The following is a 21,851-nucleotide window of genomic DNA, read 5'->3' as shown; positions in this document are numbered from 1 at the left end:
TTCTTTTGAAGTTGTAGAAAGACTTTTTTTCATTGCGGCCAACAACAATATACCACTCGTTAGGCTCTTTAGTTTTACTCCTTATTGCGCAGCATCCAATGTACAGTTATTCGAAGTAATTCTGAGAAAATATCCATTCGGATCTACAATCTTAAACCTCCCCTCATATCCCAAGGATATTTTTCCACATCAACTACGATTGGATAATTATTATCAAGACATCTCTGATACACTTTTTCTAAATAATAAACTCAAAACCGTTTCAAATCTATGATACAAATCCGCTCATTATAAATTTTTGAACGGTCAAAAATAAGCCCCAAACAACGATTCCAAATAAAATCGCTATTGCTAAATGAACGGAATGTTTTATTCCTATGTAAACCGCCAGCAGCATGGCAGCGGCCGCCGGAAAACCAGCTAGAACCCCAACGGTAAACCGGGCGATACTCTGAGTGGATTCACCTTGAATGGTCAGCCATATAATACTTAAAATACTGATTAACGGCAGGGCAGCTATGATGCCTCCGTATAAGGGGAATCGCCTGGCTAATTCAGTGACAAGGCCGATAATGGCTGCGGAACTGATAATTTTTATGAACAAATACATTATTTTGATGCCTCGCTTAATAGCTCCAATGCTTTAACTACCTGTTTTCTTTCATTGATTGTTAATCTATCAAGTGCAGCCTGCAGCTTTTCTTCATCTAACTCTGTATTCTTTTTTAAAATCGTTGAACCGGCATCTGTTAAATGTAAATACACTTTGCGTTGATCCTCTTCAGACCTTTCTTTATACACCCATCCTTTATCCACTAATTTTTTCACATGTTCGGAAGCTGTGTTGTGTGAAACTGATAATCGCTCGGCAATATCACGGATCATGACATATTTTCTTTTTTGAACCATTTGTAAAATACGGACACTTTGATGTGAAATGCTTTCCTCTTGTGATTGATGCAGATTGAAATAAATATCAGTATAGTATTGATTAATTTCTTGAATCATTTAATAAACCCTCCAAATACATCGGTTAATTTGATTATATCGTATTACACGATACACATTCAACGAATGTGTTGAGAGTTCTGTTAAAAAGAAAACGAATACGCAATGCGCAACACTTCATAAATCATTTAAAAGATTGTAAGATTAAGTGATAAACAATTGGAAATGCCCTCTTACGGTAAAACGGAAAACAGGGCCGGAGCACTGTTCGGGAGTTTAAAGATAAATGCGACAGTGCTGCCGGAAATTTTTTTCACATTTTTACGGACATAACCGAGGAGGGAGATGCCAATACCATCTTTATTAGGACGGCTCCGGATTTTGCCGGAGCAGCAGACAAGGAGAGTATTTGATGAATAAGTTTGGATTATTATCATTACTGATGGTTGCCATCAATGTTGCGTTGTTTTTTATTTTAAGAGGCCCCAATGCAAATTTGACTTTAGGGGTAATCCTATTTGGTTCGCTTTCGATCATTGGGGTCATTTTTGCCATCATGTCCAGGAAAGCTTGGTCCATTACAGCAGGCCTCATCCTTAATGGCTGTGTAATTGTTTTTGCCCTTCTCCTGTGGACAGCAATGGGAATTAGTGAACCATAAGGTTAAGTGAACAAGGCCGGCTGGAAATGATTTCTGCCGGCTTTTAATTTTTAAAAAAAGTTTGCCTCCGGCAAACACTCTTTCCACCTCCTTACAATGAAGGCTTCTCCCAACAAGGTTGCTGTAGACCCACTCGCCTTTGGATTGATATCATGGATGTACAGAGCTTAGTGGAGGGACATCAATGGTACAATCAAAGGTCAATGATCTGAAAATGGGGGAACGCGGAGCGATTCTCAGCATTTTTGCCTATATATTTTTATCGGCTTTGAAACTGGTGATTGCCGACATGACAAATTCAGCAGCCTTAAAGGCGGACGGCATGAACAATGCAACTGATATTGTGGCTTCGATCGCTGTTCTGATCGGTCTCAGGTTTTCACAAAAACCGGCAGATAAAAATCATCCATACGGCCATTGGAAAGCCGAAACGATTGCAGCTTTGGTTGCATCCTTCATCATGATGGCTGTCGGTCTTCAGGTATTGTATGAAGCTGTGTTATCCGTCTTTGAAGCAGAACAAGAGTCTCCTGATATGATCTCCGCGTTGACCGCTATTTTTTCCGCGGGAGTCATGTACCTGGTTTACAGATATAATCGGAGTTTGGGCAGAAAAATTAATAGCCAGGCTGTAACGGCGGCGGCTAAAGATAACCTGTCCGACGCATGGGTGAGCATCGGGGCGGCGGTTGGTATCGCTGGTTCCCAATTTGGCCTTCCTTGGCTGGATCCGGTGACAGCAGTAATAGTAGGCATACTTATATGCAAAACGGCGTGGGGTATATTTAGGGAATCATCTCTCGATCTGACTGACGGTTATGATGAAGAAAAGTTGGCACTTTATAAGGAGTCGATTCTGGGTATATCCGGAGTGAAAGGCATCAAGGATATCAGGGCAAGAAGATATGGGAGCAATTCCGTGGTCGATGTTGTCATCCTAGTAAATTCCACGCTGGGTATCCAGGCCGCCCATCAGATATCGGATCGCGTAGAAGAGGTTTTAATGGAAGAATATCGAGTGTTTGATGTGCATGTCCATGTGGAGCCGAATTGATGGGCAAAGCCTGTCAAAATTCTTCAGTTTCATCAATGTCGTAGACAGCCCTCTGATTAAAAAATAAGGTTTACTGGTCTTGGTGGGGTTTAGGCACAGAATTGTGTTATTAAACCGCTCAATTTGATGTTTAAACCAATCTGCGAAAAAGTTTTATGATTGTCTAAAGGCCGGGGGAAACTTCCTCTTTTCACACGGAATTATGAAATAAAAGAAGGATTATAGCAAACTTTAGCGAATAATATCACCTAAATATGTAAGAAAGGTGATGATGTTATTGAAGGTTCAGCATCCAAATTATGACCATTTGTGGAAGGATGTGATTACCGAACTGTTTGAAGAGTTTCTCCTGTTTTTCTCACCTGAGCTGTTTGAGCTTGTAGACTTTGCCACCCCACCTGAGTTCCTCGAACAAGAATAGAAAAGCGCAGGGCGACGTTTAGCGACGTACAGACTGGAGCGACTCCGACGAGATAAAGGAAACACGGCGACGAAGGAGCCGATGTTGACTTATCGTAGGAGGAGGAGTGAAGTCTGCTAGTCGCTGGAGCCTGGAGCTAGCCAGCTTCAAACGATTTTACCCGAATCCGAGAGCAACAAGCGTGTCGCCGACAAACTCGTTAAGCTTCAATTAAAAAATGGGAGCGAACAATGGGTGTACGTCCATATCGAAGTGCAGGGCGATCACGAAAAGGTTTTTCCAAAGCGGATGTTCCAGTCCTTTTACCGGATTTTGGATCTGTTTGATCAAAGGATCTATGCGCTTGCCTTGTTTACAAGCGAAGACGCCAAGTACAACGCCAATCAATTCCACTATGAATTTTTAGGCACAGAACTGACCTACCATTATAACACCTACCGAATTGCTTCCCAGTCGGAATCCACACTTATAGAATCACAAAATCCCTTTGCGTTGGCTGTTTTGGCCGGACTATATGTCATAAAAGTAAAAAAGATGTTGATATTAAGTACCAATACAAGCGGAAATTGATGAGATTGCTTTTCCAGGATAAAATGATAAGCAAAGAGATGAAGAGAAAATATATTCAGAAGCTGTTTGTATTCATCGACCATATTCTTCGTCTGCCGGAGGATGCGGACTCGCGATTAATCAGGGACATGAAACCAATTTTGGAAAAGGAGGCAGTAATGATGGGGTTGTCTTTAAAGGATACATCGTTTGCAAGGTATTATTTGGAAGAAGGGAAGAAGGAAGGGAAGAAAGAAGGATTAAAAGAGGGAATAAAAGAAGGAATTAAAGAAGGAATAAAAGAGGGAAAGACTGAAATTGCATTCAGGCTCCTGGAAAAAGGACATTCGATAGAAGATGTGGCAGAAATTACAGGTTTCTCAATCCAGGAGATAAAAGGGCTTAAGGAAAGAAAGCCATAAAGGAAACGATATGCCCATTGCAATAAGGCTGCCCGGAAAGCCAGTTTCCTCTAATTTTTACTAGGCAGCCTTTTGATTTGAATATTGTTGGATAGTTTGTTTAATCATCTCAATCGAAAGACTCCCCGTGACTGGTCGCCTCCAATTGTAATGAAAATATCCGATATTGGCTGCAAAAATGGCGGCGGCATAAGTATCTGTCCCACAATTGAAATAATCCCTCCCGCCATATCGATTATTTTTTCAAATGAATGATCTGTATACGCTCGTTAAAAAGAGATGGATATGATAGAAATCCGAGCATGACGCTTGATATGGCTGCGGTTGTCAATAATAGAAACACGATCAGCAGTTGGAACATGACGGCCTGGATTGGATCTGCGCCTGCAATGATCTGCCCGCTCATCATGCCCGGCAATTGGACAAGCCCCATTGTTTTCTGGCTTTCGATTGTCGGGATCATGCTTGCCTTAATGGACGAGATCAATTGTGTATGAATCGCCTGCTTCGGAGTTCCGCCGAGTGAAAGGATCAGTTCCGTTTCATCTTCGTGTGCTTCTATTTCTGCCGTGAAACGGTTCAAAAACAAAATGGACAGAACCATTGCGTTTCCAATGACCATCCCGCTGATTGGAATGATGTATTGTGCGGTTGGAGGCGTGATGTTCAGCCCGATCAAAATTCCCTGCGTGAGAATCTCGATAAAGATGATGGTCGCTCCCACTTTCCATGTAATTCCTTTGATAAACAATCCTTTTTTACGGACGTTTTCGACAGCTGCTCCAATCATTAGCAGGACCATCAGCAAAATATAGACGGGATGCTCCGCCTCAAAGACGAATTTTAAAATATACCCGACAATCATCAGTTGGATGATGGACCTTACAGTAGCGATGATTGTGTCTTTTTCAAGTCCAAGGCTGAGCGTTTTCGATAATATAAGCGGAAGGAGGACGAATATAAGCGTCATTGCCAATGCTGTAAAACTCATGCAAATCCCCCCTCGACGAAGCGCCTTACTTCATCAGTTTTTGGTGATTCGAGCAGGCTGCTTTCTCCTGTTTCTGCCACTTTGCCTTTAATCATCACCCATGTGTAATGACCGATTGTCCGGGCTTGTTCAAGATTGTGTGTAATCCACACCATTGTGACATTGTAGCGCTGGTTGATTTTTACAATGAGCTGTTCAATCTCCTTGGATGAAGTCTGGTCCAGCGAAGCGGTGATTTCATCAAGCAATAATATGCGCGGGCGGTTTACAAGCGTCCTGGCAATGGACACTTTCTGTTTTTGTCCGCCTGACAGCTCTTTGCTGTCCCTTTGTAAAAATGACTCTTCCAAACCGACATCTTCCAGAAATGTAACGGCTTCCTCCTTGGTGAGCTTTTTTCCGGCAAGCTCCAATGGCAGAGACAAATTGCGGTAAACACTGCCCTTTACCATCGGTGCGTTTTGCAGGGCAATGCCGACCGTGCGGCGTAATTCCACAGGTTCATATTCACGGATATGCCTGCCGTGAATATAAATGTCGCCTCTAGTTGGTGAAATGAGACCATTGCATAACTTGAGCAAGGTTGTTTTCCCGGCCCCGGAAGGTCCGGCCAATGTTGTGATTTTTCCATCCGGAAAAGAGCCGGTCACCCCTTTTAAAATGGTCGTTTCGTCAATTGAATAATCAACACCGCTGAAATGGATAGCAGGTTTGTATTGTAAATCAGTTGTAATCGCTGATACACTTCCTTTGTGATTTGTTCAATGAACATTATAGTACAAAAGTGGAAACATAGTTTGAAAATTTGTTGTCGTTTAATTGGACTTTTTCAAGGGAAATTTAATAAATAATTTCACAAGGGAGGGATTATGATGAATGCGGCTTATGAAGAATGTATAAAGGCTTGTCTGGAATGTATGGAAGCCTGTAATCATTGCTTTGATGCCTGCTTGAAAGAAACGGATGTTCAAATGATGGCGGAATGTATCCGTCTTGATCGTGAGTGCGCCGATATGTGCGCATTTGCCGCCAAAGCGATGCAGGCAGACAGCCCGTTTGTCAAGAAGATTTGCCAATTATGTGCGGACATTTGCGAAGCGTGCGGCAATGAGTGTAAAAAGCACGACCACGATCATTGCCAAAAATGTGCTGAAGCCTGCTTAAAATGTGCAGAGATCTGCAGAAGCATGGCGGCGTAGAAAGCTTAAAACAGCCTGTGGGCTGTTTAGGCTTTCTTTTTGTTGCGATGGCGGCATGCTTTTTCATCACCGCCTTTTCAAAAAATTGATGGGCCATGAGTTCCATGGCCCTGTTATCAATTCCCCGACCCTGAGCTCGTAGCGGCTGCAGATGCTGCTATAGACGCTGTCATGGTCGCTTGCTGCGCCTGCAGAATGGTTTCGATCGTTGTATACAGGCTCGTTTCTATCAAAGCGGACTGTTCCAATTTGTCTTTGACATAAAAGCTGGCGGCAAGGGTTGCGTTCAAATCCTTTTGCCACTTGAATTGCTTTGTCTGATTCAGGTGTACGTATGCCTGATAAACTTCCTGCATATTCAATTCCGCAGGGGGGATCATGGCGAGCATTCCCATGACCGGGTAATTTAGCGTTTTTTGTTTCATACCGGCCTCTTTGAATTTATCAAACACTTGAATCGCCCGGTTTACCAACACTTCGGGGCTCTCCACTTCATCGAGCGTCAATATATGGCTCAACATTTGCAAATGGTTCCCTTTTCTAAAACCGTTCCGGTTCAGGTCATCGTAAAAGCGCTCGTTGCGTTCAATGACATCATCTGCTCCTCTCGCGGCGAGCAGCATTGCAAGGGGGTAATCTTCAGTGGATGTTAAAAAGAGATGTTCTTTTTTCATACCGTCGTATATTTCTTTTGCTCTTGTAATGACTGGACGATAATCGTTTTGGTCAGACCCGGAATTTTTGATTAATACAGAAGCAGCGATATAAGTAAATATTCCTTTTCTGAATTTAGCGCCGGTCAATTCATCGTAGGCGGCGAACAATGCAGGGATTTGCTTTTCGGGATGTTCGAAGCCGACATCCAGCATGGCCGCGGCGATATAACGGGATTCCGATCTGATGGAAGAGAAAATGCCGGCCTGTTTTTTGATTCCCTCCGCAATCATCAGATAAGACTCCATTTCAAACGGTTTTTGATTCATTGCATAAAAGGATGCAATCGTCATTAATATTTTATTATCCGTCACTTTCCACTTCATCTTTTTCCTGAGTTCCTCATAGACTTCAATATACTTGTTTATGTATTGCTGCACGTCAATGCCCCCTTCCTGAACTTGCCTTTATCTTTTCATACGGCTTTCACAAAATAAATGTTTCATTTTTTTGTTTGCGTCCATATATTCGGTAAAATGGCACAGTTCTTTCACAATCAAGCCGATTGTTTTTGATAAGGTGGATGTATATGATATAAAATGAGGCTGGTGATCAAAAAATGCAGCAAATAAACATATTTCTTGCTTTTGGAGCGGGGTTTTTATCTTTCATATCGCCTTGTGCGCTTCCTTTATATCCGGCATTCCTGTCTTACATCACTGGAATGACTGTGAATGAGATGAAGGAAGAGCGGGGGATATTTAGAAAGAAAGCCTTTATACATACGATCCTGTTTTTAGTTGGGTTTTCCATCATCTTTTTGGCCCTGGGTTTAACGTCCACTATCTTTGAAGAGATTTTTCTCAAGTATCAAGACCTTCTTAGACAAGTAGGGGCCATCGTATTGGTATTTTTCGGATTGGTATTGACGGGTATCTTAGGTTTTAATTTTTTGAATATGGAAAAGAAGATTCAGTTTCAAAGCAGGCCGACAGGTTATTTGGGATCTGTCCTGATTGGAATTGCGTTTGCCGCTGGCTGGACCCCGTGCACAGGACCTATTTTAGTGGGGGTGGCCACGATGGTCGCTCAGAATCCTGGAAAGGGACTCATTTACATGGGAGCCTATGTGCTTGGCTTTTCCATTCCATTTCTCCTGATGTCCTTATTCTTGGACAAAATGACGTTCCTGAAGAAAAACGGGCAGCGCTTTATGAAGATTGGCGGTTACTTGATGATTATCATAGGAATTTTGTTGTTTTTTGATTGGATGCAACTGATTATCTCGATTTTGCAACCTTTATTCGGCGATTTTAAAGGGTTTTAAATAAGTCACGAATTTTCCAATATTTAAAGCAAGTCCCGCAAACGTGCGGGGCTTTTTCTATGGTACGATAAAAGAAAAAGGGGTGCTTCTGATGACTGCTATTCAGAGAGACCGCCGATTTTATTTTCTGCTGTTTTTGCTTTTTCTCGTTCTTGGCTCCAACACGTTATTGTACCGCTCACCTCTGAGCCCGCTCGTTCTCCCCGCTGATGCAAATTGGGTTGTCGTCGGCTCATTGATTGACTTGGCCGTCGTGGCACCGCTCCTTATTTTGTTTTTGAAGCGCGGGAAAAAGATTACGGTAAAATCATTCATTGGCTGGATGGTTTCCGGACTTGTATTTGCAAGGTTCCTTATTCCGAGTGCTTATTTCGAGCCGTTTACTTACGTTCCGCTTGCAGCTATCGGTGTTGAGGTTCTCATTCTTTTGGCTGAGCTGGGCTTGGTTGTATTACTCGTCTGGCGCCTGCCCGGTATCATCCGCTGGATCAAATCACATAACGAAAGCCTATTGTTTTCACTTCCGTCCGCTGTGGAGAAGCGGGTGGGAAATCACATTCTTCTGCGAATTCTTGCCGCGGAGTTTGTGATGTTCTATTATGCATTCGCTTCCTGGAAGAAGAAAGCGCCAGCAGGAGAACCTTATTTTTCACTGCATCAAAAAACAAGCCTCATTGCATTTTACATCATGCTCATCCATGCCATCATCATAGAAACGGCGGCCATCCATTGGCTCATACATGAAAAGTCGGTTATTGTTTCGTTAATCATGCTTCTTTTAAATATATACACCGTCATATTTTTTATCGGGGATATTCAGGCAATAAGATTAAGCCCTCTGTGTGTCCGGCAAGATAAGATTTATGTTTCTCTTGGGCTCGCCAAACGGATGGTCATTCCGATGGAAGAAATCAAAGAGATAAAGTGGGGCCGGGAAGCGGAGGAAGAGAAAATCAATTCCAAAGAGACGATTGAGTTCATCGCAAAGGACTTTGAAACACTCCCGCCGCATTGCATCATCGAATTCAAACGCCCTCTTGCCGCAAGTCTATTTTTAGGCTTTAAGAAAAATTACATGAAAACGGCGATCCGTCTGGATGAACCGGACCGGTTCCGTGCGCTGCTCGATAAAGAACGCTGATTGTCTGTTAACGTATTTCAGCTCACTCTGTACCTTGATAAACACCACACTCTGTTTTTCCCATAAACGTAATCATCCCAGCCAATCTAATGGATTGACCGGGATGATCATTTTTTAATATCAGTAAAAGCATACAGCTCCAATGATGATAAGCAGGATGAACAGTACTACGATCAGCGCAAAACCGCCGCCGTATCCAAAACCGCCGCCATATCCGCAGCCGCCAAAGCCGCCATATCCAAACAAATGACTCACCTCTTTCCCTCAATGTCCCGTAAGCAAGGCATTTAGGATCAACCTTTGCTGGGCCTCACCATAAAATATGCATTTGTTCCGCTTGTGGAAGGGTATTCACCCATTTTTCATTTTTTACTGCGATTATTTTAACGGGTATCTAATGAACTACTCCGCTTCACTGCTGCTCTCTTCCTGTGCGGGTACCGGACGCGGTCTTCCCATAAGGAATTCCCATGGATCCCTTTCAAGTGGCTCTCTTTCTCTTTGGCGCTCCCGAATGAAATCGACATTTTGGGCATGGATCACCAAATTCTCTACCTTAATGACCTTTTCTTTTTTTTCTTTAGACATCGCTATCCTCCTCTCTGCCAGCTGGGTGATTCTTTTTTATTCTATTCAGATGGTTTTTTTGTGTATAGGCGGAAGAAAAAAATTACTCAACAAAAAAACGCCCGAACAATTGGACGCTTCCATTAACATGCTCAGGCTGAGAAGGCAGCTTCCGAACAGGAGACTGCTGATATTTTCATTGTTAAAACAAACCTGCTTCTAGTGCTGCATCAAAGCTTTTGCGGGTAAACTGGAAAGGATTGCCGACATTTTCCCAGTGCATGTACATCAAACGGGGCCGGTCAAACAACCAGTGGTTGTGAACGGCTGTTACAATCAATCCTCTTTTTCTCAAGGCTGTCATAAATCTGTTGATTTCGCTTTGAAGGATGACCGTTTCACCAAGATTCAAAGTCTGTCCGCCCTGGTTATTTTCAAAAGAGAGTGCAAAGGGAAGTGCTAATGGTGATCGTGTCTTTCGATTCAAAATGGAGGCGTTAATGTTTCTTAGCCTTTGTACGACGCAGACCGGTGCTGCTGTGATGACCTCTCCGCCGATAATATCCGCCAAGCGCTGACAAGTTGACATCTTTTCTTCCTCCCTTCGATTTGTTGCTGCATTATATGCGAAGGAGGAAGAGCTTGTATAGATTTCAAACTAATAGAGAAGCAAGTTGGATGATTGAAACAAAAAACAGGGGCGAAAAGTGATTGTCACTTTCGTCCCCTGATTTTTATTGGAATATTATCTGTTAGCGTAAAACTCCTTCGCTTTTTCCATGTATATATTATCCTCCGGAAGCAATTCTTCTTCATGGTAGATTGCTTCTACAGGACAAACGGCCTGGCACGCGCCGCAGTCAATGCAAATGTCCGGATCAATGAAGAACATTTCTTCTCCTTCTTCGATACAATCCACAGGACATACATCGACACATTCGCCGAATTTTTCACCGATACAAGGAGCTGTAATTACATAAGCCATTTAATAACCACCCTTTACTAATGTATGAAAAAATATAGGCATATGCGCCAATACTTCAGTTAAAAATCAAACTACTGCTAATATAGCAGAGATGGACATCAGTTTCAATGTATCAAGACCGATTGCCACAAAGTATTCGATGGGAATTTTATGAAAGAGGGAGCAGATTGGGTGCTTTCGCTTGACAAATGCTGAGTTATTCCATACATTAAAATTAATACATGAGCATATGATCATATAAAGAACGGAAGTGGGAAAAACCTATGGATAATGATTTGAAAAATGACTATCCTGGTGAATTGGATGAAGAAACATTATTGACTGTTTCGCAAATTTTCAAAGCGTTGGGGGATCCGACAAGGATCCGGATTTTGCATCTGCTGTCAGAACGGGAATTTTCGGTAAGCGAAATTGCTGAAAGCTTGAGTTTGCAGCAGTCTACGGTCTCTCACCAGCTTCGGACGTTGAAAAATTTGCGGCTTGTGAAATATAGAAGGGAAGGTACGAGCATTTATTATTCCCATGATGATGAACATGTCATGAATATACTGGAGCAGACAATCAATCACGCAAAGCATTGAGCATCTCGGATGGAGGTTTTGAAAATGGCTGAATACCGGCTGCAGGGGCTTTCATGCGCGAATTGTGCGAGGGAGCTTGAAGAGGAAATACAGAAATTGAATCATGGGGAGGATGCAAAAGTCCTGTTCAATTCAAGTAAATTGGTTGTGTCAGAGGAGATTGAATTAAATAAGGTTGAAAAGATTTTGGCGGGAGACGGGGCCTCGATTGTAAAAGAAGAAGAGCATGACCACGATCAGGGAACCGGACGCAAGCTGTTATTTTTGATCGGCACTTCTGCTATTTTGTATTTTGCAGCCATGATTTTTGAAAAAGCATTGCCGGGGTGGCCGGCTGTCGTCCTTTATGTGGCTGCGGCGGCATTGAGCGGATACTCGACGTTTTTAAAAGGATTGAAAAATCTTTTTAAGTTCAAATTCAATATCGATACACTCATGACGATCGCATTGATCGGGGCGTTTGGAATCGGCGAGTGGAAAGAAGGGACCCTTGTTGCGATTCTGTTCGGGATCAATGAATACTTGGAAGGCCTTGGAATGGAAAAGGCCCGAAAATCAATGGAAACACTTCTGGATGCAGCGCCGAAGGAAGCGATTGTCCTTATAGGGGGACAAGAAAAAGTATTGCCTGTAGCAGAATTGAAAACAGATGATATCGTTCTTGTGAAATCGGGCCAAAAAATTCCATCGGACGGAGTTGTCATTGACGGAAGCAGCTCTGTCAATGAAGCTGCCATAACAGGAGAGTCCATGCCTGTCGATAAAGCAGCAGGGGAGCCTGTTTTTGGCGGAAGCATCAACAACGAGGGCGTTTTGAAAGTGAGAATTACTAAATCTTACGAGGATTCTTCGCTTGCGAAAATTCTCCATCTGGTGGAAGAAGCACAAGAAACGAAAACCCCGACAGAGCAGTTCATCAACAAGTTCGCCAAATACTATACCCCTTTGATCATGGTGGTCGCGGCTGGCGTCATGGCGGTTCCTCCGCTATTTGGCGGTGACTGGGGAAGCTGGTTTTACCAAGGACTTGCCGTATTGATTGTCGGATGTCCATGCGCTTTGATCATTTCTTCTCCGATTGCGATCATCTCGGGGATTACACGCAATGCCCGAAATGGAATTTTAGTGAAGGGCGGAGTCTTTTTAGAGCAGCTCGGACAAATTGAAACAATCGCTTTCGATAAGACAGGGACTTTGACTAAAGGCGAGCCTCATGTGGAAAAAGTGATTGCTTATCACGAAGAGGAATTTTTTAAAGTGGCGGGTTCCATTGAAAGATCCTCTTCTCATCCTTTGGCTAAAGCAGTCATGAAAGAAGTGGAAAAACATGATATTTCGTTGGAAGAGCCTGACAATATCACGACGATTGCCGGGCAGGGAGTCGAAGCCTTCGTATCGGGCAAACTATATCGTCTTGGCAATGAAGCGAGCATTCCTTCCGGTGCAGTCAACGGTGAAATTCGTGCGGATATCGACCAGTTGAAAAATGCAGGATATACGCTTGTAGCCGTTTCAGATGATTCACGTGTTCTCGGATTGTTTGGGATCGCAGATGAAATACGCCCCGAGAGCAGAGACGTAATCCAGCAATTGTATCAAGCGGGTGTACAGAAGACGGTTATGTTGACAGGAGATCATGAAAAAACGGCAAAAAAAGTGGCTGACGCCGTCGGATTAACCGACTTTTACGCCAATTTGCTGCCCGATCAGAAAGTGGAGAAAATCAACGATCTGATCCATGAAAGGAAAACAGCGATGGTTGGGGATGGCATCAACGACGCTCCTGCTTTGGCTGTCGCCGATCTTGGAATTGCGATGGGCAAAGGGACCGACAGCGCTATTGAAACTGCTGATATCGTATTAATGCAGGATCACTTGAGCAAGCTGCCGAGCGCCATCAAAATTGCCAAACGGGTAAATTCCATTATCAAGTTGAATATTTCTTTGGCTCTTGGCTTGAAGCTTATCGCCCTGCTGTTGACCATTCCAGGCCTCCTCACATTATGGATCGCCATCCTTTCGGATATGGGCGCCACGATCATTGTCACGCTGATCAGCCTGACGATTTTGATTGACAAGACAGGCGGCAGCGTGCACTCTAAATCAGGAGGCTTGTGAAAATGGAACGAATTCTAGTTGTGGAAGATGAGCCGTCAATTGTGACATTGCTTCAATATAACCTGGAAAAGGCAGGTTTCTCCGTGCTGACGGCTTCGGACGGCAATGAAGGGTTGAAAAAAGCCATGGAAGAGCAGCCGGATCTGATGATTTTGGATTTGATGCTTCCTGGAATGGACGGAATGGATATATGCAAAACCCTTCGCCAGGAAAAAGTGGATACCCCTATTTTAATGCTCACAGCCCGTGGCGATGAATTTGATAAAGTGCTCGGGCTCGAGCTCGGGGCGGATGATTATTTGACAAAACCTTTCAGTCCGCGTGAAGTCGTCGCACGGGTGAAAGCTATTTTGCGAAGGACCAAAACATTCGAAGAAGGCAGCGCAGCATCGGACAAGGATCCCGAACCAGTGGTGGAATTGGGACAGGTTACGATTTACCCTGAAAGGTACGAAGCATTGCTGGATGGGGAAAGACTGGAGCTGACTCCAAAGGAGTTTGAGCTTTTATTGTATCTTGCTTCAAATGAAGGGAAAGTATTGAGCAGAACGCAGCTTTTGGATGCCATCTGGAATTACGACTTTGTAGGGGATTCCAGAATCGTCGATGTCCATATCAGCAATTTGCGGGAAAAAATCGAAGAAGATACACGGCGTCCTCGCTATATTAAAACAATCCGTGGATTCGGCTATAAAATGGAGAGGCCTTAAGAATGCATAAGCTTTGGGTGCGCATTACGTTCTCTTTTTTGCTGCTCATGTTTTTCGCCTTGCTCGGATCCGGCCTCTTTTTGGCCAACACAATGAAAAATACATACATGGATTTGAAAGAGAGCCAGCTCAAACAAACAGCCCATCTTATTTTACAGGCATTGGAGCTGGAAGGAATTGAGCAGGAAGGCCTGCAGTCAAAAGTTAAGGAATTATCCGCACCGGTGACATCACGGGTGACGGTCATCGACCGTAATGGAAAAGTATTGGCTGACTCGGAAGACGACCCTGCGTCCATGGAAAATCACTTGGACCGTCCTGAAGTCAAGCAAGTCATAGACAAGGGGAAGGAATCCGGCATATCAACGAGATACAGCCACACCCTCGGTTACAGTATGATGTATGCGGCCATTCCCGTGGAAATCAATGGAGAGGTTGAAGGCGTTGTAAGGGTGGCCCTTTCTCTCGAAAACATTGAAAAAGCAATCAGGCATTTAAGGAACACATTGACAATCGTTCTTTTAGCCGCACTGCTGCTGACAGCATTGATTGGAATCAGAATCGCCAAAGGCATCGCAAAGCCCATTGAAGAAATGATGCTTGTATCCGAAAAGTTGAAAGACAAGGATTACACCGCGAGGGTCAGGATGCAGCCCAAAGGGGAATTGGGGCAGCTTGCCAATGCCATCAACGTACTTGCTGCCAGTCTGAAAAGCCAAATGGAAAAAATCCAGGAAAACGAGCAGCAGCTTTCAGGAGTTTTACGGAATATGATGAGCGGCGTGCTTCTTGTGGACAAGAACGGAAAAATTTTATTGGCTAATCGGGCGATTGGCTGCATGCTTAATGCGGATCCATTAGCATTTACAGGAAAGCAGCATGTGGAAATCGTCAAAAATGCAGGCCTGAGCCGGCTGATCGATCGCTGCCTGAATGAACAATCGGAAATCAGGGATGAAATACAATTTTATTATCCGGACGAACGGATACTGGATGCGCACCTTGCGCCATATGTTGGAGAAAACGGCGAGCTAAAGGGGATTGTGGCGGTACTTCATGACATAACAGACATCCGCCGCCTTGAAAAAATGAGAAGCGAATTTATCGCTAATGTTTCCCACGAATTGAAAACGCCGATTACTTCCGTCAAAGGTTTTACAGAAACATTGCTTGACGGCGCAATGGAGGATGAAGAGGCGCTGCACCATTTCCTCGGCATCATTCATAAAGAAAGTGAGCGGCTCCATCGTCTGATCAATGATATCCTTCATCTGTCGAAGATCGAACAGCATATGATCCCGCTGGAGATGGAAAATGTCAATGTGGCGGAAGTTGTGGATCGTGTCGCTGATACAGTCAGAAAAGATATCGAGAAAAAAGGATTGGAACTTCTATTGCCGGCAGAACGCGAGATTTGGGTCGAGGGGCAAAAGGACCGGATTCAGCAAATCATTCTGAACCTGGTCTCAAACGCAGTCTCCTATACTCCGGCTGGCGGGAAAATTACTGTTTCGATTACTGACAGGGGAGACCGGATTGCAATCAGCGTCAAAGATACAGGAATCGGAATCGCCAAAAAAGATTTGCCGCGGTTGTTTGAGCGTTTTTACAGAGTGGACAAGGGGAGATCCCGGAATTCGGGAGGAACCGGCCTAGGCCTGGCGATTGTGAAACATCTGGTGGAATCACATAACGGAAAAATTGAAGTCGAAAGTGAAGAAGGCAGCGGAACGGAATTTACTGTTATCCTGCCGAAGAAACAATGATCCTCGCACCCGGAAAGGGAGCGGGGTTTTTTGTCAGGAACATGCATGGAATCTGAAGGAATGAGGGAATGCATGGGATTCCGGGAAGTCTACTAAATATTCACCCCCATTTTTAAAATCATCTTTACATAATCTTTACATTGCATTAATCGAAAGTTGATATAGGGAGAGTAATATATTCATTGAAATCGAACAAAGAATATTAGGGGGAAAATGACGAATGAAATGGAAATCCGCGTTTGCGACAGTCGCCTTATCTTCAGCTCTATTATTTGCCGGTTGTGGAAATGGTGACGGCAGTGCTAAAGGAAATGAGAACAATACTTCGAAAGTGGAAGAGACATCCAATGATAAGTTGACGGGTTCCGTCGGCATTGATGGATCTTCGACTGTTTTCCCGATCATGGAAGCAGTATCTGAGGAATTTGCTGCGGAGCAGCCGGATGTCAAGGCGCCGGTGGGAGTTTCAGGAACCGGAGGCGGATTTAAGAAATTCATTGCAGGAGAAACGGATATAAGCAATGCCTCACGTCCGATAAAAGATGAAGAGGAGAAGCTGCTGGAAGAAGCGGGCATTGATTATACAGAATTCGAAATCGCCTATGACGGTATATCTGTCGTAGTAAACAAAGATAACGACTTTGTCGATCAGCTGACTATTGATGAATTGAAAAAAATGTGGCTGGAAGACGGTAATGTGAAAACATGGGCAGATGTCCGTGACGGTTGGCCAAAAGAGCCGGTGACTTTCTTCAGTCCAGGTACAGACTCCGGTACGTATGATTACTGGAATGAAGTGATCCTCGAAGATGGGCAGATGAGAAAAGACGCTACATTATCTGAAGATGACAATGTGCTTGTACAAGGTGTAATGGGAGACAAAGGCGGAATCGGATTTTTCGGCTTCTCGTATTATGTTGAAAATAAGGACAACCTAAAGGTTGTGCCGATCGTCAACAGTAAAGGAGAGGCAGTCACTCCTGACCATGACACGATCATGAATGGCGTATATGAGCCGCTTTCCCGTCCGCTATACTTCTATGTTAGCAACGAAGCATTAACAGGGAAACCGCAAGTTTACGAGTATGTGAAATTTGCCCTTGAAAATGCCGGAACCCTGGCTGAAGAAGTTGGATACATCAGCCTTAAAGACGATGAATATAAGGCCGCACTTGAAAAATTGGAAGAAGTTTCAAAGTAATATGATCAGGCGAGGGGGAGTCCCCTCTCCCTTTACTATGAAAATAGTGAGGAGTTTTCCTTATGGAGTTAAAAGCGGAAAGAAAATCAGTTTCCGTACTCATTGAAGAAAATAAAAGAAAATCCAGGTTTAAGCAAGGGATGATTGAAAAATGCGTTCCTATTTTTCTTTTTATAATGGCAGCTATTTCCATTTTAACTACGATTGGGATTGTCATTACATTACTGGTGGAAACCATTACGTTTTTTGAACGTGTTCACATAATAGAATTTCTTACCAGCAAAGAATGGTTCCCGTTTTTCGAAGCTGATCCTCAATATGGTATAGCGCCACTGATTTCAGGTACCTTGCTTGTTGCTGTCATAGCCATGGTTGTTGCGGTTCCGATCGGTCTTGCGACAGCCGTTTATTTAAGTGAGTATGCCAGTGATCGGGTCAGGAAAATCGTTAAGCCCATTTTGGAAGTCCTCGCCGGAATTCCAACCATCGTATATGGTTTTTTTGCTTTGACCTTTGTCACGCCTCTTTTACAAAAAATTATACCGGACTTGCAATTTTTCAATGCATTAAGTCCGGGAATTGTTATGGGCATCATGATCATTCCGATGATTGCATCCCTTTCCGAAGATGCGATGAGCTCAGTTCCGCGATCCATAAGGGAAGGCGCGTTGGCGCTGGGGTCAACCAAATTGGAAGTGTCGCTAAAAGTGGTCTTGCCTGCTGCATTATCCGGAATTGTCGCTTCGTGTGTATTGGGGATCTCCCGTGCGATCGGTGAAACGATGATCGTCACAATTGCAGGCGGTTCTAAACCGAACCTGACCTTTGATCCGACGGAAACGATTCAGACGATGACGGCCTATATTGTGCAGGTGAGTCTGGGGGATGCCTCATATGGCTCCACCATTTACTACAGCATTTATGCGGTCGGAATGGCGCTGTTCATTTTTACCCTCGTCATGAACATCATAGCCCAATGGATCTCCAAGCGCTTTAGGGAGGAATACTGATGGAATGGATAAATGATGAAAAGATAGCGAAAAGGACCGGCTTCCGCCTTATGAAAAACCGATTGTCAAAGTGGCTGTTCATGCTTGCCGCATCGGTCGGATTGCTTGTATTGGGAATATTGATTTACCGGATATTTTCCCAAGGATACAGCTATTTGGATCTTGATTTCTTTACTAGCTTTGCTTCACGCAGGCCTGAAGAAGCGGGCATCAAAGCTGCTATTTTTGGAACGATTTGGCTGATGGCCATTACAGGTCCTGTTTCTATCGTGTTAGGCGTTGGGTGCGCCATCTATCTCGAGCTGTATGCGAAGAAAAGCAGGTTTACCCGCTTTATTCAAATGAATATCTCCAATTTGGCAGGTGTTCCGTCCATCGTTTTCGGTTTGTTGGGATTGACTGTATTTGTCCGGATGATGGAAATGGGAAGGAGCGTTCTTGCCGGTGGATTGACCATGAGCCTTTTGATTCTTCCCATTATTGTCGTAGCTTCGCAAGAAGCAATCCGCGCTGTCCCTAAAGAATTGCAGGAGGCGTCATACGGAATGGGAGCTACAAAATGGCAAACGGTCCGCCATGTCATTTTACCGGCGGCGATTCCAGGCATATTGACAGGAGGAATATTGGCATTATCACGTGCAGTCGGGGAAACGGCTCCGCTCATTATGATCGGGGCTTTGACGTTTGTTGCCTTTATACCCGAAAGTATTTGGTCAGGGTTTACCGTTATGCCTATTCAAATTTTCAACTGGACCAGCAGGCCTCAGGCAGCATTTCATGATGTAGCGGCAGCCGGAATCATCGTACTGCTTCTCATGCTGCTTTTGATGAATTCCATAGCCATTATCATAAGAAATAAATTTTCCAAGCGTTATTAATAGGAGGGATGATTTTGATTACAACATTGGCCAGGGAAGAACAAACAGTCAAACCGGATATCCAGGTCCAGAAGAATCATGTTTTTCAAGCGGAAAATTTTAACCTCTGGTACGGAGAAAAGCAAGCCTTGAAAAATATTGATTTTGACATTGCGGAGAATGAGGTTACAGCTATCATCGGACCATCCGGATGTGGAAAATCAACATTCATCAAAGCCCTTAACCGGATGGTAGAGCTTGTTCCTTCTGTGAAAATGTCCGGCAGGCTGCTGTATAGAGGCAGCAATATTCTGGACAATCAGTTCGGAGTCGAAGAATTGAGGACAAAAGTGGGGATGGTGTTTCAAAAACCAAATCCGTTTCCAAAATCCATTTATGAGAACGTTGTTTATGGCCCTCGGATCCATGGTATACGGGACAAGAAAATCTTAAATGAAATTGTGGAAAAAAGCTTGCAGGGCGCTGCGCTTTGGGATGAAGTGAAAGACCGGCTGAATGAAAATGCCTACGGACTTTCCGGGGGACAGCAGCAGCGGCTTTGTATCGCAAGATGCCTTGCGATTGAACCGGATGTCATTTTGATGGATGAACCGACTTCGGCTCTTGACCCGATCTCCACTTTAAAAGTGGAAGAGCTTGTGCAGGAATTGAAGGAAAACTTCAGCATCATTATTGTAACGCATAACATGCAGCAGGCGGCACGCATCTCGGATAAGACCGCCTTTTTCTTAAATGGGGAACTGGTTGAGTTCAACAAGACATCGGCCATGTTCTCCAATCCGGATGACAAAAGGACGGAAGACTATATAACAGGCCGATTTGGATAGATCAATATAAAAAGGAGGCTGGCAGATGGCAGTCAGAAACCAATTTGATGAGCAGTTGCAAAACCTGCACCATCAGCTGCTTACAATGGGAATGCTGGTGGAAGAGGCCCTTCATCAAGGGGTGAAGGCATTGGTTGATAAAAATGTAGAGCTTGCTCAAGAAGTGATCGACGGCGACAGGGAAATCAATGATGCGGAAATGGACATCGAAAGAAAATGCTTTACATTGATTGCTTTGCAGCAGCCGGTGGGAAGCGACCTCCGAAGGATTGCGACCACTCTTAAGGTGTCAACAGACCTTGAACGGATAGCGGACCATGCTGTGAGCATCGCCAAAACGACCGTAAGGCTGCAGGGAGAAGCTTACGCAAAACCACTTATCGATATTCCGAAAATGGGGAAACTGGTTCAGGAAATGGTCCGTGACGCGTTGGACGCCTACATCCGGATGGATAAGGATGAGGCAAAAATCATTGCGAACCGGGATGACCAGGTGGATGCTCTGTATAAAAAGATTTTTACAGACCTTGTTGGACTGATGACGCACGATCAGTCACTGATCAATCAAGCAACGCACCTTCTGCTTACTGCACAATATTTGGAACGGATCGGCGATTATGTCACCAATATTTGTGAGTGGATCGTGTACATGGAATCGGGCAATAAAGTGGAGTTGAATCAATAGCATTGAAGGGCTTTTTCCGATGGGAAAAGTCCTTTTGATTTTAAATGCGAATGCCTTCATGATACAATCTTTCGAAATAAGAAAGCAGCAGGTGATTCAAATGGGGATCCATCATTATTTTAAAAGTTTGTCTGATTTGGAGAAAATCTACCGTTGCCCCGGAAAGTTCAAATTTCAGGAACATTCCGTGGCCAGCCATTCATTCAAAGTGACGAAAATCGCCCAGTTTTTGGGAACTGTCGAAGAAATGGACGGCCAGACAGTTGATTGGCGGCTTTTATACGAAAAAGCGCTGAATCATGATTATGCCGAACTTTTTACCGGCGACATCAAAACACCGGTTAAATATGCCTCCAAAGAATTGAAGCGCCTTTTCAATGAAGTGGAGGAAGAAATGACAAGAAAGTTCGTGGAGAAGGAATTTCCGCCGGAATTCCAGAAAATTTATTTGGGACGCTTCAAGGAAGGGAAAGATGATACGCTGGAAGGGCGGATTTTGGCGGTTGCAGATAAAATCGACCTTTTGTATGAATCGTTCGGAGAGATCCAGAAAGAAAACCCGGAGCCGCTGTTTATGGAAATTTACGAAGAGGCATTAAGCACAATTCTCTTATTCAAAGATATGACGTGCGTCCAATATTTCCTTGATGAGATCTTGCCGGAAATGCTCCGTGAACGTTTCATTGAGCAAAGTGAATTGACGGCCATCACCGAAAGAATGATTGAAGAAAGCAGGAATCAATGAAAAAGGGACTTGCACTTTTCGGCATTTTCGGAAAAACTAATAGATAAGACTCGGAGTTTATACATGGGGGATCGCCATGATAGATAAAATCTTATCCGCAATATTTTTGCCGGCTCTAATGATGATTTTCTTCGTACGGATAACTTACAGCCGCCTTGTTTCCTTTCTTTTGGTCGTCGCGTTGATCATCGTTTCGGCATACAACGGATACTTGCATAAATGGTGGCTGATCATCATTGAGGCGGCTTCTCTCACATTAGGACTGTTTATCGTCAATCAAATGAAAGAAAAAAGAAGAAAGAATGACACTTCATGACCTGGCGTGCAGCTGGAAATGGGAGTGTCTTTTTTTCTGAGTAAGAAAGCATAAGATGTTTTAGCTTTAAAATTTTGAACAAAGCCATTTGTTGT

At 43.8% G+C, this 21,851-nt stretch carries 28 protein-coding genes; 19 read left to right on the top strand and 9 right to left on the bottom strand.

Features of this window, described 5'->3' with window-relative positions; genetic code table 11:
* Positions 1–268: 268 nt before the first annotated feature.
* The gene (locus D4N35_RS05470) at positions 269–610 is read right to left on the bottom strand and encodes a DUF3147 family protein (RefSeq protein WP_120071225.1); all 342 of its coding nucleotides are present in this window, start codon (positions 608–610) and stop codon (positions 269–271) included.
* The gene (locus tag D4N35_RS05465; RefSeq protein ID WP_120071222.1) at positions 610–1,008 is read right to left on the bottom strand and encodes a MarR family winged helix-turn-helix transcriptional regulator; all 399 of its coding nucleotides are present in this window, start codon (positions 1,006–1,008) and stop codon (positions 610–612) included. Before D4N35_RS05465 ends, D4N35_RS05470 begins: the two co-directional genes overlap by 1 nt.
* A 352-nt stretch (positions 1,009–1,360) precedes the next feature.
* On the opposite strand from D4N35_RS05465, the gene D4N35_RS05460 reads away from it, so the two are divergent.
* From D4N35_RS05460 to D4N35_RS05445, 5 genes are all read left to right on the top strand, one after another.
* Positions 1,361–1,609, top strand: a complete 249-nt coding sequence (locus D4N35_RS05460) for a hypothetical protein (RefSeq protein WP_120071220.1) — start codon at positions 1,361–1,363, stop codon at positions 1,607–1,609.
* A gap of 184 nt (positions 1,610–1,793) precedes the next feature.
* Positions 1,794–2,663, top strand: coding sequence for a cation diffusion facilitator family transporter (locus D4N35_RS05455; RefSeq protein ID WP_120071218.1), 870 nt, complete (start codon positions 1,794–1,796; stop codon positions 2,661–2,663).
* A 277-nt stretch (positions 2,664–2,940) separates the two neighbouring features.
* A complete protein-coding gene (locus tag D4N35_RS18060; RefSeq protein WP_164876292.1) occupies positions 2,941–3,084 on the top strand; it encodes a hypothetical protein in 144 nt (47 codons plus the stop codon).
* A gap of 234 nt (positions 3,085–3,318) precedes the next feature.
* On the top strand, positions 3,319–3,654 hold the full coding sequence (locus D4N35_RS05450; RefSeq protein WP_120071216.1) for an RpnC/YadD family protein: 336 nt from the start codon (positions 3,319–3,321) through the stop codon (positions 3,652–3,654).
* Entirely contained in the window at positions 3,654–4,055 is a 402-nt protein-coding gene (locus D4N35_RS05445) for a hypothetical protein (RefSeq protein ID WP_120071214.1), read from the top strand. The genes D4N35_RS05450 and D4N35_RS05445 overlap by 1 nt, the downstream gene beginning before the upstream one ends.
* A 235-nt stretch (positions 4,056–4,290) precedes the next feature.
* Here the strand turns inward: D4N35_RS05445 and D4N35_RS05440 are convergent, their stop codons facing one another.
* Both D4N35_RS05440 and D4N35_RS05435 read right to left on the bottom strand, forming a co-directional pair.
* The gene (locus D4N35_RS05440) at positions 4,291–5,046 is read right to left on the bottom strand and encodes an ABC transporter permease (protein WP_120071212.1); all 756 of its coding nucleotides are present in this window, start codon (positions 5,044–5,046) and stop codon (positions 4,291–4,293) included.
* Positions 5,043–5,780: an ABC transporter ATP-binding protein gene (locus D4N35_RS05435; RefSeq protein WP_120071210.1), complete on the bottom strand. Its 738-nt coding sequence runs from the start codon at positions 5,778–5,780 to the stop codon at positions 5,043–5,045. The genes D4N35_RS05440 and D4N35_RS05435 overlap by 4 nt, the downstream gene beginning before the upstream one ends.
* 138 nt (positions 5,781–5,918) lie before the next feature.
* On the opposite strand from D4N35_RS05435, the gene D4N35_RS05430 reads away from it, so the two are divergent.
* Positions 5,919–6,245, top strand: a complete 327-nt coding sequence (locus D4N35_RS05430) for a four-helix bundle copper-binding protein (RefSeq protein WP_208646272.1) — start codon at positions 5,919–5,921, stop codon at positions 6,243–6,245.
* Between the two features lie 116 nt (positions 6,246–6,361).
* Here the strand turns inward: D4N35_RS05430 and D4N35_RS05425 are convergent, their stop codons facing one another.
* The gene (locus D4N35_RS05425) at positions 6,362–7,339 is read right to left on the bottom strand and encodes a DUF4003 family protein (protein WP_120071206.1); all 978 of its coding nucleotides are present in this window, start codon (positions 7,337–7,339) and stop codon (positions 6,362–6,364) included.
* A 179-nt stretch (positions 7,340–7,518) separates the two neighbouring features.
* Here D4N35_RS05425 and D4N35_RS05420 point away from each other — a divergent pair, with 179 nt between their 5' ends.
* Positions 7,519–8,226, top strand: coding sequence for a cytochrome c biogenesis CcdA family protein (locus D4N35_RS05420; RefSeq protein ID WP_120071204.1), 708 nt, complete (start codon positions 7,519–7,521; stop codon positions 8,224–8,226).
* 91 nt (positions 8,227–8,317) lie between these two features.
* A complete protein-coding gene (locus D4N35_RS05415; protein WP_120071202.1) occupies positions 8,318–9,367 on the top strand; it encodes a beta-carotene 15,15'-monooxygenase in 1,050 nt (349 codons plus the stop codon).
* Positions 9,368–9,487: 120 nt separating this feature from the next.
* Here the strand turns inward: D4N35_RS05415 and D4N35_RS05410 are convergent, their stop codons facing one another.
* The 4 genes from D4N35_RS05410 to fdxA form a co-directional block, all read right to left on the bottom strand.
* The gene (locus D4N35_RS05410; RefSeq protein ID WP_120071199.1) at positions 9,488–9,613 is read right to left on the bottom strand and encodes a YjcZ family sporulation protein; all 126 of its coding nucleotides are present in this window, start codon (positions 9,611–9,613) and stop codon (positions 9,488–9,490) included.
* A 156-nt stretch (positions 9,614–9,769) separates the two neighbouring features.
* Positions 9,770–9,955, bottom strand: a complete 186-nt coding sequence (locus D4N35_RS05405; RefSeq protein WP_120071197.1) for a hypothetical protein — start codon at positions 9,953–9,955, stop codon at positions 9,770–9,772.
* Between the two features lie 181 nt (positions 9,956–10,136).
* On the bottom strand, positions 10,137–10,523 hold the full coding sequence (locus D4N35_RS05400) for a DUF1259 domain-containing protein (RefSeq protein ID WP_120071195.1): 387 nt from the start codon (positions 10,521–10,523) through the stop codon (positions 10,137–10,139).
* A gap of 156 nt (positions 10,524–10,679) precedes the next feature.
* A complete protein-coding gene (gene fdxA / locus D4N35_RS05395; RefSeq protein WP_120071193.1) occupies positions 10,680–10,919 on the bottom strand; it encodes a 4Fe-4S ferredoxin in 240 nt (79 codons plus the stop codon).
* A gap of 263 nt (positions 10,920–11,182) precedes the next feature.
* Between fdxA and D4N35_RS05390 the strand changes: the two genes are divergently transcribed.
* From D4N35_RS05390 to D4N35_RS05340, 11 genes are all read left to right on the top strand, one after another.
* A complete protein-coding gene (locus D4N35_RS05390; RefSeq protein WP_120071191.1) occupies positions 11,183–11,500 on the top strand; it encodes an ArsR/SmtB family transcription factor in 318 nt (105 codons plus the stop codon).
* 24 nt (positions 11,501–11,524) lie between these two features.
* Positions 11,525–13,618, top strand: coding sequence for a heavy metal translocating P-type ATPase (locus tag D4N35_RS05385; RefSeq protein ID WP_120071189.1), 2,094 nt, complete (start codon positions 11,525–11,527; stop codon positions 13,616–13,618).
* 2 nt (positions 13,619–13,620) lie between these two features.
* Positions 13,621–14,328 carry a response regulator transcription factor gene (locus D4N35_RS05380; RefSeq protein WP_120071187.1) on the top strand — a complete coding sequence of 236 codons (708 nt, stop codon included), beginning with the start codon at positions 13,621–13,623 and terminating at the stop codon, positions 14,326–14,328.
* A gap of 2 nt (positions 14,329–14,330) precedes the next feature.
* Positions 14,331–16,094 (top strand): two-component system histidine kinase PnpS, encoded by a 1,764-nt coding sequence (gene pnpS, locus D4N35_RS05375; protein WP_120071185.1) that lies wholly within the window; start codon positions 14,331–14,333, stop codon positions 16,092–16,094.
* Between the two features lie 220 nt (positions 16,095–16,314).
* Positions 16,315–17,295 carry a PstS family phosphate ABC transporter substrate-binding protein gene (locus tag D4N35_RS05370; protein WP_120071183.1) on the top strand — a complete coding sequence of 327 codons (981 nt, stop codon included), beginning with the start codon at positions 16,315–16,317 and terminating at the stop codon, positions 17,293–17,295.
* Positions 17,296–17,357: 62 nt separating this feature from the next.
* Positions 17,358–18,305 (top strand): phosphate ABC transporter permease subunit PstC, encoded by a 948-nt coding sequence (pstC, locus tag D4N35_RS05365; RefSeq protein ID WP_120071181.1) that lies wholly within the window; start codon positions 17,358–17,360, stop codon positions 18,303–18,305.
* Positions 18,305–19,183 (top strand): phosphate ABC transporter permease PstA, encoded by an 879-nt coding sequence (gene pstA, locus D4N35_RS05360; RefSeq protein ID WP_208646271.1) that lies wholly within the window; start codon positions 18,305–18,307, stop codon positions 19,181–19,183. The genes pstC and pstA overlap by 1 nt, the downstream gene beginning before the upstream one ends.
* Positions 19,184–19,191: 8 nt before the next feature.
* Complete coding sequence (pstB, locus tag D4N35_RS05355) at positions 19,192–20,010, top strand: phosphate ABC transporter ATP-binding protein PstB (RefSeq protein ID WP_120071175.1); 819 nt, start codon at positions 19,192–19,194, stop codon at positions 20,008–20,010.
* A gap of 25 nt (positions 20,011–20,035) precedes the next feature.
* Positions 20,036–20,695 carry a phosphate signaling complex protein PhoU gene (gene phoU, locus D4N35_RS05350; RefSeq protein ID WP_120071172.1) on the top strand — a complete coding sequence of 220 codons (660 nt, stop codon included), beginning with the start codon at positions 20,036–20,038 and terminating at the stop codon, positions 20,693–20,695.
* A 100-nt stretch (positions 20,696–20,795) separates the two neighbouring features.
* Positions 20,796–21,440 carry an HD domain-containing protein gene (locus D4N35_RS05345; protein WP_120071232.1) on the top strand — a complete coding sequence of 215 codons (645 nt, stop codon included), beginning with the start codon at positions 20,796–20,798 and terminating at the stop codon, positions 21,438–21,440.
* Between the two features lie 76 nt (positions 21,441–21,516).
* The gene (locus D4N35_RS05340) at positions 21,517–21,756 is read left to right on the top strand and encodes a DUF2198 family protein (RefSeq protein WP_120071169.1); all 240 of its coding nucleotides are present in this window, start codon (positions 21,517–21,519) and stop codon (positions 21,754–21,756) included.
* Positions 21,757–21,851: the final 95 nt, after the last annotated feature.

This window comes from Siminovitchia fortis (genome assembly GCF_003605365.2).
GTDB classification, from domain to species: domain Bacteria; phylum Bacillota; class Bacilli; order Bacillales; family Bacillaceae_C; genus Siminovitchia; species Siminovitchia fortis.
The sequence above is the reverse complement of the archived record's forward strand: the minus strand, read 5'-3'. Positions and strand labels throughout refer to the sequence as shown.

Coding starts and splice junctions, on each gene's coding strand:
- D4N35_RS05470 (WP_120071225.1), bottom strand. CDS start 610: ATGTATTTGTTCATAAAAATTATCAGTTCCGCAGCCATTATCGGCCTT.
- D4N35_RS05465 (WP_120071222.1), bottom strand. CDS start 1,008: ATGATTCAAGAAATTAATCAATACTATACTGATATTTATTTCAATCTG.
- D4N35_RS05460 (WP_120071220.1), top strand. CDS start 1,361: ATGAATAAGTTTGGATTATTATCATTACTGATGGTTGCCATCAATGTT.
- D4N35_RS05455 (WP_120071218.1), top strand. CDS start 1,794: ATGGTACAATCAAAGGTCAATGATCTGAAAATGGGGGAACGCGGAGCG.
- D4N35_RS05445 (WP_120071214.1), top strand. CDS start 3,654: ATGAGATTGCTTTTCCAGGATAAAATGATAAGCAAAGAGATGAAGAGA.
- D4N35_RS05440 (WP_120071212.1), bottom strand. CDS start 5,046: ATGAGTTTTACAGCATTGGCAATGACGCTTATATTCGTCCTCCTTCCG.
- D4N35_RS05430 (WP_208646272.1), top strand. CDS start 5,919: ATGAATGCGGCTTATGAAGAATGTATAAAGGCTTGTCTGGAATGTATG.
- D4N35_RS05420 (WP_120071204.1), top strand. CDS start 7,519: ATGCAGCAAATAAACATATTTCTTGCTTTTGGAGCGGGGTTTTTATCT.
- D4N35_RS05415 (WP_120071202.1), top strand. CDS start 8,318: ATGACTGCTATTCAGAGAGACCGCCGATTTTATTTTCTGCTGTTTTTG.
- D4N35_RS05405 (WP_120071197.1), bottom strand. CDS start 9,955: ATGTCTAAAGAAAAAAAAGAAAAGGTCATTAAGGTAGAGAATTTGGTG.
- D4N35_RS05400 (WP_120071195.1), bottom strand. CDS start 10,523: ATGTCAACTTGTCAGCGCTTGGCGGATATTATCGGCGGAGAGGTCATC.
- fdxA (WP_120071193.1), bottom strand. CDS start 10,919: ATGGCTTATGTAATTACAGCTCCTTGTATCGGTGAAAAATTCGGCGAA.
- D4N35_RS05390 (WP_120071191.1), top strand. CDS start 11,183: ATGGATAATGATTTGAAAAATGACTATCCTGGTGAATTGGATGAAGAA.
- D4N35_RS05385 (WP_120071189.1), top strand. CDS start 11,525: ATGGCTGAATACCGGCTGCAGGGGCTTTCATGCGCGAATTGTGCGAGG.
- D4N35_RS05380 (WP_120071187.1), top strand. CDS start 13,621: ATGGAACGAATTCTAGTTGTGGAAGATGAGCCGTCAATTGTGACATTG.
- pnpS (WP_120071185.1), top strand. CDS start 14,331: ATGCATAAGCTTTGGGTGCGCATTACGTTCTCTTTTTTGCTGCTCATG.
- D4N35_RS05370 (WP_120071183.1), top strand. CDS start 16,315: ATGAAATGGAAATCCGCGTTTGCGACAGTCGCCTTATCTTCAGCTCTA.
- pstC (WP_120071181.1), top strand. CDS start 17,358: ATGGAGTTAAAAGCGGAAAGAAAATCAGTTTCCGTACTCATTGAAGAA.
- pstA (WP_208646271.1), top strand. CDS start 18,305: ATGGAATGGATAAATGATGAAAAGATAGCGAAAAGGACCGGCTTCCGC.
- pstB (WP_120071175.1), top strand. CDS start 19,192: ATGATTTTGATTACAACATTGGCCAGGGAAGAACAAACAGTCAAACCG.
- phoU (WP_120071172.1), top strand. CDS start 20,036: ATGGCAGTCAGAAACCAATTTGATGAGCAGTTGCAAAACCTGCACCAT.
- D4N35_RS05345 (WP_120071232.1), top strand. CDS start 20,796: ATGGGGATCCATCATTATTTTAAAAGTTTGTCTGATTTGGAGAAAATC.
- D4N35_RS05340 (WP_120071169.1), top strand. CDS start 21,517: ATGATAGATAAAATCTTATCCGCAATATTTTTGCCGGCTCTAATGATG.